A 12,730-nucleotide genomic window follows, 5' to 3' on the forward strand; every position below is an offset into this window, starting at 1 on the left:
AACCCGGCGCCACTGGGGCAGCGGGGGTTGAATAGCAATACAATAGCACGCGGGCCGAGCCGGCTGGTCCTCTTACATCAGTCCCACCCAATGAAGCGTTTGGTGGACCGGTGCCGGCTCAACCCGGGCTATTGCGGAATGGTCAGGATGATTCCTCTCTCACAACTCCTCATCCTGCCATTCACGGCGCTGCCGTAGCTGGAGCAGGCGGGCCACTCTCATTGCCCGCCCCGTCTCCTCTCTACTTTAGACCTCCAGCGGGGCAGCGTGTTCTACTTCGGGCTGCACCACGGCGTCCTCCTCGTCATCGGAAGTCGTGGGAGCCGCGTTACGTACGGCGTCAAAGGCCTGGGCCAGATCCGCGCGGATATCATCAAAATGCTCAATACCGACCGACAAGCGCAGGGAAGTGGGCGTTACGCCGGCGGCGCGCTGTTCCTCTTCCGAAAGCTGCTGGTGCGTGGTGGCCGAGGGCTGGATAATCAGCGTTTTGGCGTCGCCCACGTTGGCCAAATGGCTCACCAGCTTTAGGTTGTCGATAAACTGAGTGGCCGTTTCCTTGCTGCCCTTGATGCTGAAGGTCAGCACGCCGCCGAAGCCGCGCTTGAGGTATTTCTGGGCCAAAGCGTGGTAGGGGCTGCTTTTCAGACCCGGATAATTCACACTTTCCACCTGCGGGTGCTGCTCCAGCCAGGTGGCAATGCGCAGGGCGTTTTCCACGGTGCGGTCCACGCGCAAGCTCAGGGTTTCGAGGCCGATGAGCAGCTGCCAGGAGTTGAACGGGCTGATGGCGGGGCCGAAGTCGCGCAGGCCTTCCACCCGGGCCCGGATGATGAAGGCAATGTTGCCAAAGGGCCCGTTCTTGCCGAATACGTCGTTGAATACCAGGCCGTGGTAGCCTTCCGAAGGCTCGGTGAACTGCGGAAACTTGCCGTTGCCGAAGTCATACTTGCCACCGTCCACAATTACGCCGCCGATGCTCGTGCCATGGCCGCCAATCCACTTCGTAGCCGATTCTACCACGATGTGGGCCCCGTGCTCCAGGGGGCGGAACAGGTAGCCGCCCGCCCCGAAGGTGTTGTCGACCACCAAGGGCAGGTCGTGCTTGTCGGCAATGGCGGCAATCCGCTCGAAGTCGGGAATGCTGAAGCTCGGGTTGCCGATGGTTTCCAGGTACAGGGCCTTGGTATTCTCGTCAATTAGGGTCTCAAAGCTGGCCGGGTTGTCGGCGTCGGCGAAGCGCACTTCGATGCCCAGACGCTTGAAAGCCACTTTAAACTGGTTGTAAGTACCACCGTAGAGGTGGGAGCTGCTCACGAAATTGTCGCCGGCCTGCAGAATGTTGTTCAGGGCAATAAACTGGGCCGCCTGCCCCGAGCCCGTGGCCAGCGCCGCCACCCCACCTTCCAAAGCCGCCACGCGTTGCTCAAACACGTCGGTGGTGGGGTTCATCAGCCGGGTGTAGATGTTGCCAAACTCCTTCAGCGCAAACAAATTGGCCCCGTGCTCGGCATTCTTAAACACGTAGGAAGTCGTTTGGTAGAGCGGCACGGCGCGGGCCCCGGTGACGGGGTCGGGCTGCTGGCCGGCGTGGAGTTGCAGGGTCTCGAATTGTAGGGCTTGCGTGGACATGATACGGCTGGGTTAGAAGTCTTGAAATTGAAGTTTCAGATTGTCAACTGGTTGCGTTTGGATTTGAACAACCAGGGTGGCATCCGGAGCCCGGGAGCGGGCTGTGTCGGAGCCAGGCCAAACCCTGCGCCGAAGTAGGCCAGCAAGTGGCCGTAAGCAGAGGGCAAGCCAGGAAAAAGAGAGGGGGAGGGGAGAAGCTAGGCGCTCAGGAGGCTAGCAACAGCAACAACACGGGGTCCAACAGCACATTCGCATTCGGCCGGCAACAGCTAAGCCGGCGGAAACGCGCAAACCCATCGGCTCGGCAGCGAGCCCGGAGGCGGCGGCAGCGGATGGGAACAGAAAAGCGGAAGCGGGGGTGTTTTCCATGGTACTCGACTTATAGCTCCCGCGGGCCTTACGCCGGGCGGGCAGGAATTGGCACCTTTCATCAGATGAAGGTTGCCAGCGGGTCAGGGAGCCTGTTCTCTCGCCGCTTCTGTATAAATTCTTTCAAACTGTCCCATCGTTCTGGGAGAGTACCGGGTTGGTGACTGCAAATGTACTGCTGGAATTGAGAAGACCAAATCCTGCCAAAGGTTTTTTTGTTTTTCCAAAAAATCGGGCAGAAAAAAACGCCGCCCGAAGCTCGGACGGCGTTTCCAACCTTTTTCTGCAAAAAGGACCTAAAGAGTAGGTAACGTAAGCTGCTGACCCACTTCGATATGGTCGGGGTTAGCGCCGATAATGGCTTTGTTGGCTTCGTAAATCTGGTGCCACTTCGAGGCGTCCCCGTAGTGGTGCTTGGCAATCTTGGACAGCGAATCACCGCTGACAACAGTGTAAGAGTCGCCTTTTGCGGCGGCGGGTTGCGCCGCGGGCGTGCCGGCGGCGGTGTTATTGCCAAAAAAATCGGTGCCACCGGCGGCGGGCTTGGCGGCGGGTTGAACCGGTTTTTCTTCGCCTTTATTGCTGAGGAAATCGAACAGTCCCATGAGTATGTGTCGGTTAAGGTGAGGGGGAGTGGAAGATGCCGCATCTGCCTGACGGCCACGGTATCAGGGCCTCTTACGCCCTTCGTCGGTATTAGGTTGTAACCACGCAAGCTCCGCGCTACTGGGCTAACTCTTTAGCTTTTGCCGCGTAAGAACCGCAACACTGGCTTTCGCATGGCCGACTGCCGGGTTGTTTGTGTCTTTCCCCAAAACCCTTTCTTTCCTCATGAAAACTCTCCCCACTTCCTCTCGTGTGCTGGCCAGCCTGCTGGCATTTATGGTCCTGTTTTTGGCTTCTTGCGGTAGCAAGGAAGGCAAAGTCGAAGGCGTCAACATGCTCTACGGCACCGAAAGCAAGGTCTGGAAAACCGATAAGGAGCTAAGCGCCGGCGGCGACAAAGTAAAGCAGACAGATACGCAGGAAGACGAGCGGATTACGTTCTTCGCCAACGGGCAGTACAACATGACCTCGCCCGCCGGGGCCGTCAATGGCAAGTACACCTTCGACCAGCCCAACAAGAAAATCATGCTGACTCCTGACGGCGCTACCACCAGCAACAGCTTCGACGTGGTAACGCTGACCGACGATAAGCTCACCTTGAAAAGCCCCGAAGGTGCCGAGTTGCGCCTGGAAAAAGAATAGTTGTAGCTTCTGCTCAGCAATAAAAAGGCCCTTCCGCACTGCGCGGAAGGGCCTTTTTTGGTTGGTTATGCTACCGGACTAAGTCGTTTTGGGAGCACTGAATACCCGCGCCACCCAGCGCGGCAAAAACACGGCACCCAGCAGCAGATACAGGTAGTACGTGACCATGCGGTAGAGCAGCACCACGAAGTTGGTCATGGTGGGCGTGCCGATAAACTTGCCGAAGAAGGTCGGGAAAGCACCCTCGGCAATGCCCGCCCCGCCGGGTGTAATGGCAATGAGCAGAATAACTTTGTAGGTCAGGTTACGGCCAAAAATCAGCAGAAACTCGCCCCAGCTCACGTCGACGAAGGCGGCAATGATGCAGCCAATAACCAGGTAGCGGGCCGTCCAGACGAAGAACGTGGAGCCCACGGCCCGCAGCCAGTAGCCGGCCCCGTTGCCGCGGAGCTGGGCCGAGGCCCACACCACTTCGTTGCCGTGCTGGTAAGCCTTGGCCCGCCAGCGCCGCAGCCCCCGGATGGAGAAGAGCCGCACCAGCAGCCGCTTCACCGACTCAGGGTTCACGAAAATGGCGTACAGCATCAGCAGCGCATACAGCGTGACCAGCACGTAGCTCACGATGAAGGCAATTTTGAGCGTGGCCACCAAGCCGCCCTGCAGAGCCTCGTGGGGGTAGAGGGCGTCGCCGGCCAGCCACACTACCAGGGGCACGGTCACCACGTAGTAGAGGTTGTCGAGCAGGGCCGTAACCATCACGTAGGCCAAGGACTTGCCCAGCGAAATTCCCTCCTTGTTCAGAATAAACGAGGCGACGGCCGTACCACCCACCGCCGAGGGTAGCACGCAGGACGCAAATTCCCAGATCATAATCACGTCCAGGCTCTGGCGCCAGCTCAGCACCCGCTCCGAAATGTGGCGGATACGGTAGATGTAGCCCAGGTCGCGGGCGACCAGCACGGCCAGCATAATCAGCAGCCAGTGGAGCTTGGCCGCGCCCAGTGGGGCCAGGTCGCCGGGCTGGTAGCTGCGCCAGAACATAAAGCCGACCACGCTCAGGCCAATCAGCACCGGCAAGATGATGCGGGAGGGCTTGAGCTTGTCGAGCAGTTGCTGCTCCTGGTTGTTCTGCTGGGTGAGCGGCATGCGGTAAGCGAAGGGTGAGGTGCGCAAAAATAGGTATTCTTCAGCCTATCAGCAGCTCAGCGGCGGAGTTGAATTGCCCAAGGCCCCGCTTGATACCGATAAACGCCCGGTTGGTGTATTTTTTTTCCGGGCTTGCCCGGCTTTCCGCACTTTTAATCAACCAATACGACAAAAACCTTTCCCTGGAAAGAAGTTGAGTCGGCTATGCTAGAACTATCCTTATCTATTCTATTCGTTATCTTATTTTCTATTGTTATGCTGCTATTCAGTAAGGCCCGGAACCGGGCCAGCGTTATCGGCGCTGCGGAGTGCGGGTAAGAGGGCCTCGGTCTTCTCCCGTAGCTGCCAGACCGGCCAGTGCGGTCATCCGCCAGGATGCCCTAGTACCAATCCGATACCCGGGCGTTATTGGGCCCGGGTTCGGATTGGCCATGGCCTTGCCAACGGCCTAATGCCCCGACTATTCCCGCGGCCAGCGGCTGGCCCATCGTCCTACCTCCCGTTGACGGGCTTGCCCGTAGTTCCCCGACACTGTCAGCTACAACCGGTAGCTACGAAAAGTCGTACCTTTGCGTGTTATAAGAGACAAATAGTGCAAACTGCCTAACCTTTAGGCTCGTCTGGCTGTTGGCTCTGTGAAAAACCTCTCCTTGCCCTCTCTCGAAGATGATTGTCGAACCCGGTGAATTGCTGGCGGCCATAAACTCGCCCGACGACCTTAAAAAGCTCAGTGAAGATCAACTGGTCCAAGTCAGCCAGGAGCTTCGACAGTTCATTATCGACTCGGTGTCTATCTACGGTGGCCACTTCGGCGCCTCTTTGGGCGTGGTCGAGCTGACGGTGGCGCTGCACTACGTCTTTAATACGCCCTACGACCAGCTGGTGTGGGACGTGGGGCACCAGGCCTACGGCCATAAAATCCTGACCGGGCGCCGCGACCGGTTCCCCACGAATCGTCGCTACGGCGGCATGTCGGGTTTCCCCAAGCGCAAGGAGAGTGAGTACGACGCCTTCGGGGTGGGCCACAGCAGCACCAGCATCGGGGCCGCCCTGGGCATGGCCGTAGCTTCCGACTACAAGGGCGAGAAGGACCGGCAGCACATTGCCGTAATCGGCGACGGAGCCATGACGGCCGGGATGGCCTTCGAGGCCCTCAACCACGCCGGGGTGGCCAACTCCAACCTGCTGGTTATCCTCAACGACAACTGCATGAGCATCGACCCCAACGTGGGCGCGCTCAAGGAATACCTCACCGATATTACTACTTCCCGCACCTACAACAAGGTGCGCGACGAGCTCTGGAACGTACTGGGCAAGCTCAGCAAGTTCGGGCCCAACCCCCAGCAGATTGCCCGCAAGGTGGAGCAGGCCATGAAGGCCACGCTGCTCAAGCAAAGCAACCTGTTTGAGGCCCTGAACTTCCGCTACTTCGGTCCCGTGGACGGGCACGACGTGCAGCACCTGGCCACCATTCTCAAGGATCTGAAGACCATTCCCGGCCCCAAAATCCTGCACTGCGTGACGGTGAAAGGCAAGGGTTACGCCCTGGCCGAGAAAGACCAGACCCTGTGGCACGCCCCGGGCCTGTTCGACAAGATTACCGGCGAAATCCACACCAAGACCTACGAGAAGCCCCAGCCGCCCAAGTACCAGGACGTGTTTGGGCACACGATGGTGGAGCTGGCTAAGCAAAACGACAAGGTGATGGGCGTGACGCCCGCCATGCCGTCGGGCTGCTCCCTGAACATTATGATGAAGGCCATGCCCGACCGCGCCTTCGACGTGGGCATTGCCGAGCAGCACGCCGTAACCTTCTCCGCGGGCCTGGCCACGCAGGGCTTGGTGCCGTTCTGCAACATCTACTCGTCGTTTATGCAGCGCGCCTACGACCAGGTGCTGCACGACGTGGCCCTGCAAAACCTGAACGTGGTGTTCTGCCTCGACCGGGCCGGTTTTGCCGGCGCCGACGGCCCCACTCACCACGGCTGCTACGATATTTCCTACATGCGCAACATTCCCAACATGGTGGTGTCGGCGCCGATGAACGAGGAAGAGCTGCGCAACCTGATGTACACGGCCCAGCTGCCCGATATGGGTCCGTTCAGCATCCGCTACCCCCGCGGGGAAGGCGTGATGCCCCAGTGGCAGACGCCGCTCAAGAAAATTGCCGTGGGCACCGGCCGCGTGGTGCGCGAAGGGGAAGGCGTGGCCATCCTGAGCATCGGCCACATCGGCAACTATGCCGCCAAGGCTACCCAGCAGCTGGCCGCCGAAGGCCTGAGCGTGGGCCACTACGACATGCGCTTCGCCAAGCCCCTCGACGAAGAGCTGCTGGCCGCCGCCCTGAGCAAGTACAAAGCCATTGTGACGGTGGAAGACGGCTGCCTGCCCGGCGGCTTCGGCTCGGCCATCCTGGAGTTCATGGCCGACCACGGCTACTCGGTGCCCGTCAAGCGCCTCGGCATTCCGGACCGCATCGTGGAGCACGGCACCCAGGATGAGCTCTACAAGGAGTGCGGTTTCGACGCCGCCGGTATTGCCGCCGCCGTGCGCGAAATGGCCGGCAAGGTAACCGCTAAGGCTGCTGTGGAGACGGTGATTCTGTAATTAGAATTAAGCTAGAAAAAAGCCCCGCCGGATTCGTCCGGCGGGGCTTTTTGTTTGGTCATATAGACCGAGACTTAGTGACTTTGAATCGAATATTTAGCGTTGGGAAGGCAGTCTTTAAACGGTCCTTAGCAGCTTGCATAGAAATGGAGTTGAGCGGGCGTGGTAAGTGTCTGCTTACGAATGCCACTGCTTCAATCTTAGTGTTGGCAACAAAGATACCGTGTCGTTCGAAGCGTCGGATAGTAGGGATTAGCTGATCTAGCGCTTGGCGCATTCGGACCGGAACTTTGGTAGTTCTTCCTACAGGCATGCCAAGTTTAAACTCAATAAAAACGATGGTGTCGTTCCAAAAAACTGCATAATCACAGCGTTTGGGAGACTTGGATGTAGGATACAAGCAGCCATCTACGCTGATGGTGTAGAAGTCACGCCCTGTCGGATTCTTGATTTCAAAATCTAAATCCGGGTCACGCTTTCCAGTACGGTAAAGAGCTCTTTTTCTGATTGGGCAGTCAAATACTCGTCGAACCGTTCGGGTATGGTGAACAATGCACGTGGAACCATGCGGGTAAGCTCCTTCTATCCGGCTTTTCATTTTTTAACCGGCTTAGCTTTAGATGGTGCTTTCTTTTCGGGCACGCGTAGATCGGTTAGACGGTCAAAAATATCAGCAAACTCTCCTGATACTTCGTCAAGTTGACTTTCACTTAGTAAGCCAGTTTTGGTATCAAATATACTTTTAGCTTTCCCATTAGCCACATAATAAGCGCTGAAATCATTTGGGTCTAGCCAATACTTTTCAGGAATGAGCCTAGCTATTTTCTTTGCTTGATGTGGAAATAAACCCTTGACCTTATGAGCATAGAGACACAGATTGAGGGCTGCTAGCACGTAAGGGCTATGTGTAGTAATTGTAAGGTCATTATTAGCTTGTGTGCACTTTTCAAGCAGGGTGTAAACCAAGTCGCGTTGCGCAGTGGGGTATAGGTTAAGTTCTGGCTCTTCTATGATAAAACTTTGGACTAGATCATTTTTGCGTGAAAGGTGCTCTAGTAATACTAGTAGCGGAGTAACTGATTGAATGCCACTAGCTGCTTCTAGAAGCATTAATGGCTCATCACGTTCTGGAATACTTATAAAATCACGGCCTTCCACATGTCTATATGTTATATTGAGAAATGGTATTGCAAGTTCAGGAACATCTTTCCGAGAAAGAGAAAAGCTATTGGCGAAAGCCAAGACGCTTTTAGGTAAACCTATATCATCACGTAAAAGACCAGCCCAGGAATATTCAATTGAAGCGACGAATGCTCTTTCAGAAGGGATGTACATAGGTCTTGCCAAACTGCCATTATCAAGTAGCGGCTTGGAAACGTTGTTTAAAAACTTTCTAACCGCATCAATATTTTTATTTCCTTCTTCAATTTTAATTTCATTTGCGAAATCTTGAATTAAATTCAAGAAACTTTCCTTGGTGTTATTGTCATTAAGTATATTGTCTACAGCTCTGTCTATTATTTTCTCTCTTTTTTCTTTGTCATCACTTTCTAAATTGTTGTCAATTTCTACTTTGCCATCATTGTCATTCCACGAGAAATAACTATTATGGCATAGGAAATTATTTATATTATAATTTTTAAACAGCTTGCTTCTTTCTGTGCTAGGCAAAAGGTTGAATTCGCCATCCCTGTAAATCGCCGCCAACTTCGCCAGCGTACTCTTCCCCCCGCCCGTAGGCCCGATAAACACCGTCACTTTCTTAAAGTCCACGGTGGCATCTTTGATGGGGCCAAAATTCTTGACAACTAGTTTCTCATCCATAACACAAAGAAAAGGGGAATACCCAAAGGTAAACAAACCACAAGGCCGTTGCTCTCCGGGGAAAGCAACGGCCTTTTCTACGGCAACTCCGGCGGCTTAGTACGACTCGCGCTGGAAGCCCCAGGCCCGGAGCTGGGCCTTGTATTCCTTTTTGACGGGGTAGTTGGCGTCGAGGGCTTTACCCAGGCTGCTGAGGACGGTTTCGATTTGGTCACGCATGGTATCCTTGGCACTCACGGCCTTGGATACGGTGCCGTTGGCATCAGTGAGCTCGGTTACCAGCTCGTTGTAGCGGGTGGCGATAGGAGTCCAGAAATTGGTGCCGTATTCACCATCGGTAATCTTCTCGGTTTTGAGGCCTTCTAGGAGCGTGAGCAGGGCCGCCGCGCGCTTGGTCCGCTCCCGTTCCAGCGTGTAGGTCTTGTTGGTCTTGATGATGCCCACGGTGGGGTAGTGGGCTAGGGCAGTTTTCTTATTGTATTTGTCGGCGAGGCGGTTTTTGACGCGGTACAGATTCTCATCTATCAGGGCGTCGAGGTCGAGCAGCTCGTCGGCGTGGATGGGGCGGGCACTACCGGCCTGCTGCCGCGAAGTCACGGCGGCTTGGTACGTCAGCGCCTGCGTCCGAAAGGCCGCGGCCGTAGTGTAGCGCAGGGTCAGCCACGACTCGGTGGGCCAGTGTGCGGCCGCGAATACGGCTAGCTCGGCCAGCTGTCGGTCGTTGATCGGCAGCAGGGCCGTTTTGCGGGGTTTGGGAATATCAGGGGTATCCATAAGCTGAAAAAATGGGATTGGTGAATAACGCAGATAAGGTAGCTAAATAGTTGAGCTTGAATATAGTGCCGGATGAAAAAGTTGGTAAAGAAAGCCGCTCTTTACAATAGCGGCCACGAGTGGCCAACTTCCTCAAACCTCTTTTGACGTGCTAAAACTCATTTGAGGAATCCTCAAATGAGTTTTTACATTCCAAAACGGGTTTGAGGACACCTCAAACCTGTTTTGACGTGCCGAAACTGGCTTGAGGACGCCTCAAACCGTTTCTGCCATTCCAAACCTGCTTTGAGGACGCCTCGGAAGCCTTTCGACCGGCCAAAACTGAGTTGAGGACGCCTCAAGCCGGTTTTGAGTACTAGAGACAGGACTGCGGTAGTCTACCCGGCAGCATAAGTGGCCTGAAGATGCCGCGCCGCGCCCTGCTGGGTAGGAGCAGCAGGGTAAGGGAACAGGTGCCAGGGCTCGGAAGCTGGAAGGAGAGCCAAAAACAGGCACGGGGTGAACTAAATAAAAATAAATGATGTAGGTACATTGATGTATGTACACTATTTGTATATTTGCAGCATCACTCAGCCACCGGGCGCTTCGGTTACCGGCGATGAGCCAGCATCAACCACGAAACATCAACCCTCATTTCACCGCATCATGGCCACTACCAAATGGGCAATTGACCCCACGCACTCCGAGGTTCAGTTCAAAATCAAGCACCTCGTGATTTCGACCGTAACGGGCTCGTTCAAGTCGTTTTCGGGCGAAGCCATTACCGAAAATGACAGCTTCGAGCATGCCCAGGTGAATTTCTCGCTCGATGTGCAAAGCATCGACACCAACCAGGAGCAGCGCGACGAGCACCTGCGCAACAACGACTTCTTCGACGCGGCCACCTACCCCAGCATCACTTTCGCCTCGACGGGCCTGACCAAGACCGGCGACGATACCTACAAGCTGACCGGCAACCTGACGGTGAAAGACGTGACCAAGCCCGTGACCCTCGACGTGGAGTACGGCGGCACCGCCACCGACTTCTACGGCAACGAGAAGGCCGGCTTTGAAGTAACCGGCAAAATCAACCGCAAGGAGTTTGGCCTGACCTTCCACGCCGTAACCGAAGCCGGCTCCATCGTGCTCGGCGACGACGTGAAGCTGTTCGCCAACGTGCAGTTCGTGAAAGAAAAAGCCGAAGTAGCTGCCTAAGCTACCGGGCATCCGGACCGGTGCCGGCGGATCTGCCCCGCCGGCCTAGGGCCGTCCCGATACTAGTGCCGAAGCCGAAGTAGCCTGTGCTGCTTCGGCTTCGCTGCGTTTGGCCACCACCCGCAGGATGCGTTCCTGGATTTCGCTCATCACAAAGTCGGTCCACAACCCGGCGTAGGGGTTGAGGCGGGTGCTCAGGCGCTGCTGACTGTAGAGGACAAGGCGGGTGCGGCCGGGGCCGGCCGGTTGCAGCTCGTAGGTGCCGCGCAGCACGTCGAAAAACCGGCCGCCCACGGTCACGTGCTCATCGAAGGTCGTGGGCGGAATGGTAGCCGTGTTGGGCACGATGCGAAAGGAAATGCGCCGCCGCGGCTCCCACACGTCCACGGTTTCGATGAACTCGACGCCCCGCTCGAAGGTAGCGTGCCGCACCCCGCCCACGCCCTCGAACGACAAGGTGGCCTCCACCGGGCGCGGGAAGCCGATTTTATCCACGAGGCTGGGGCCGAGGTCCTGGGCCGAAATGGCGGGCACCCGGATGATGTTGTGCCACACGGCTTCGGCCGGGGCGTTGATGAGAATCGTGTTCTGGACCCGGCGGAAGTCGTCGGGGGCGGCAAACTGGCTTTCCAGGGGTGCGGCCACGAAGGGCAGCAGGGCAAAGCCGGCCACGACGAAGGTGTTGCGGTTATCGTCGGGGTGGCGGTTACGGGTCAGGAGCCGGTAGAGCACCCCGCCGACGGCGGAGAGGACGATGAACAGCGGCCCGATAATAATGAGGCAGATTGCGCCTTCCAGGTTAAAAATGAAGGCCGTAACCAGGAACAGCAGTACCGTGCCCCAGGAGCGGAAGATGAAGCTCCAGGAATTGGTGCGCTTGGCCGGCGAAAAGTGCTCGGTAATAGCGCCTAACCCGATGGGCACCAGCACCAGAAAGCCCAGCATGAGCAGTCCGCCGCCCCCGGCCAGGGCATTGTCGGCAAACGCGAAGCGGCCGAGCAGGGCAAACGTCAGGCCCAGTAGGACGGCGGTGATATTGTGGGCGTTGCGGCGTTCGAAGAGGGGCATACGGGGTAAGGCTAGGAATATGGCTGGGGTAAAAGTGCGTAATTGTGCCCAGTTCAACCCCTGGCCGCCTTCGGGGCCGCCGCTTTTTACCGTATGGCTTCTTCTCAACCCACGTTCGTCTTCCTGCACGGCTTCGCCGAAAGCCGCGAAATCTGGTCCGGCTTCTGCCGCGACTTTCCCACCGAGTACCGCGTCATCAGCCTCAATCTGCTCGGGCACGGCACCAACATCCGCGACGTGCGCGACTACTCGATGGAGGCCCAGGCCCGCTACGTGGCCGAGAAGCTGCAGGCGGCTGGCGTCGACAAAGCGCTACTGGTGGGCCACAGCATGGGCGGCTACGTGGCCCTGGCCTTTGCCGAGCGGTGGCCCGAGCGGGTGGCCGGCCTGTGCCTGCTCAACTCCTCGGCCTACGCCGACTCGGACGAGAAAAAGGCCAACCGCGAAAAGAACGTAGCCTTCGTGGAGCGGCACGGGGTGGAGAAGTTCATGGAGTCGTTTATCCGGCCCCTGTTTGCCCCCGTGCACCGCGAAGCCATGAGCAGCCAGCGCGAGTTTCTGGAGGAAATCGGCAAGGCCACGCCCGCCGAAACCATCGTGGGCGGCATGCGGGCCATGGCCGCCCGCCCCGACCGGACCAAGGTGCTACGCGCGGCCAAGTTCCCCGTGCTGCTCATTGCCGGCAAGGAAGACGTGGCCGTACCCCTGGAGCAGTCGGTAACCCTGGCGCCCCTGGCCCCGGTGAGCTACGCCCTGTTTCTGGCCGACGTGGGGCATTTGGCCTACTACGAAAAGCCCCGGGAAACCCGCCGCGCCGTGCTGGATTTCGCCGGGGCGGTGTTCGGTTAATACTGAATCAAAAAAGGAC

Annotated in this window: 10 protein-coding genes and 1 riboswitch; of the genes, 4 read left to right on the plus strand and 6 right to left on the minus strand. The window is 57.2% G+C overall.

Features of this window, described 5'->3' with window-relative positions:
• Positions 1–246: 246 nt before the first annotated feature.
• Positions 247–1,632: an O-acetylhomoserine aminocarboxypropyltransferase/cysteine synthase family protein gene (locus CLV45_RS14375; protein ID WP_100337166.1), complete on the minus strand. Its 1,386-nt coding sequence runs from the start codon at positions 1,630–1,632 to the stop codon at positions 247–249.
• Between the two features lie 376 nt (positions 1,633–2,008).
• Positions 2,009–2,121, minus strand: a riboswitch (SAM riboswitch).
• A gap of 176 nt (positions 2,122–2,297) precedes the next feature.
• Positions 2,298–2,606: a LysM peptidoglycan-binding domain-containing protein gene (locus CLV45_RS14380; protein WP_100337167.1), complete on the minus strand. Its 309-nt coding sequence runs from the start codon at positions 2,604–2,606 to the stop codon at positions 2,298–2,300.
• 226 nt (positions 2,607–2,832) lie between these two features.
• Here CLV45_RS14380 and CLV45_RS14385 point away from each other — a divergent pair, with 226 nt between their 5' ends.
• The gene (locus tag CLV45_RS14385; protein ID WP_157807514.1) at positions 2,833–3,249 is read left to right on the plus strand and encodes a hypothetical protein; all 417 of its coding nucleotides are present in this window, start codon (positions 2,833–2,835) and stop codon (positions 3,247–3,249) included.
• A 78-nt stretch (positions 3,250–3,327) separates the two neighbouring features.
• On the opposite strand, the gene CLV45_RS14390 is transcribed toward CLV45_RS14385, so the two are convergent.
• The gene (locus tag CLV45_RS14390) at positions 3,328–4,395 is read right to left on the minus strand and encodes a lysylphosphatidylglycerol synthase transmembrane domain-containing protein (RefSeq protein ID WP_100337169.1); all 1,068 of its coding nucleotides are present in this window, start codon (positions 4,393–4,395) and stop codon (positions 3,328–3,330) included.
• Between the two features lie 666 nt (positions 4,396–5,061).
• On the opposite strand from CLV45_RS14390, the gene dxs reads away from it, so the two are divergent.
• Positions 5,062–7,002 carry a 1-deoxy-D-xylulose-5-phosphate synthase gene (dxs, locus tag CLV45_RS14395; protein ID WP_100337170.1) on the plus strand — a complete coding sequence of 647 codons (1,941 nt, stop codon included), beginning with the start codon at positions 5,062–5,064 and terminating at the stop codon, positions 7,000–7,002.
• A 594-nt stretch (positions 7,003–7,596) separates the two neighbouring features.
• On the opposite strand, the gene CLV45_RS14400 is transcribed toward dxs, so the two are convergent.
• Positions 7,597–8,826 carry an AAA family ATPase gene (locus CLV45_RS14400; protein ID WP_100337171.1) on the minus strand — a complete coding sequence of 410 codons (1,230 nt, stop codon included), beginning with the start codon at positions 8,824–8,826 and terminating at the stop codon, positions 7,597–7,599.
• A gap of 96 nt (positions 8,827–8,922) precedes the next feature.
• On the minus strand, positions 8,923–9,600 hold the full coding sequence (locus tag CLV45_RS14405; protein ID WP_100337172.1) for a hypothetical protein: 678 nt from the start codon (positions 9,598–9,600) through the stop codon (positions 8,923–8,925).
• Positions 9,601–10,245: 645 nt separating this feature from the next.
• Here CLV45_RS14405 and CLV45_RS14410 point away from each other — a divergent pair.
• Positions 10,246–10,794 carry a YceI family protein gene (locus CLV45_RS14410; protein ID WP_100337173.1) on the plus strand — a complete coding sequence of 183 codons (549 nt, stop codon included), beginning with the start codon at positions 10,246–10,248 and terminating at the stop codon, positions 10,792–10,794.
• A 45-nt stretch (positions 10,795–10,839) separates the two neighbouring features.
• Here CLV45_RS14410 and CLV45_RS14415 read toward each other — a convergent pair whose 3' ends face one another.
• Positions 10,840–11,862 (minus strand): SRPBCC family protein, encoded by a 1,023-nt coding sequence (locus CLV45_RS14415; protein WP_100337174.1) that lies wholly within the window; start codon positions 11,860–11,862, stop codon positions 10,840–10,842.
• Positions 11,863–11,955: 93 nt separating this feature from the next.
• On the opposite strand from CLV45_RS14415, the gene CLV45_RS14420 reads away from it, so the two are divergent.
• Positions 11,956–12,711, plus strand: a complete 756-nt coding sequence (locus CLV45_RS14420; protein ID WP_100337175.1) for an alpha/beta fold hydrolase — start codon at positions 11,956–11,958, stop codon at positions 12,709–12,711.
• Positions 12,712–12,730 lie beyond the last annotated feature (19 nt).

Origin of the sequence: Hymenobacter chitinivorans DSM 11115 (assembly GCF_002797555.1) — a bacterium.
In the GTDB taxonomy this organism is placed as follows: domain Bacteria; phylum Bacteroidota; class Bacteroidia; order Cytophagales; family Hymenobacteraceae; genus Hymenobacter; species Hymenobacter chitinivorans.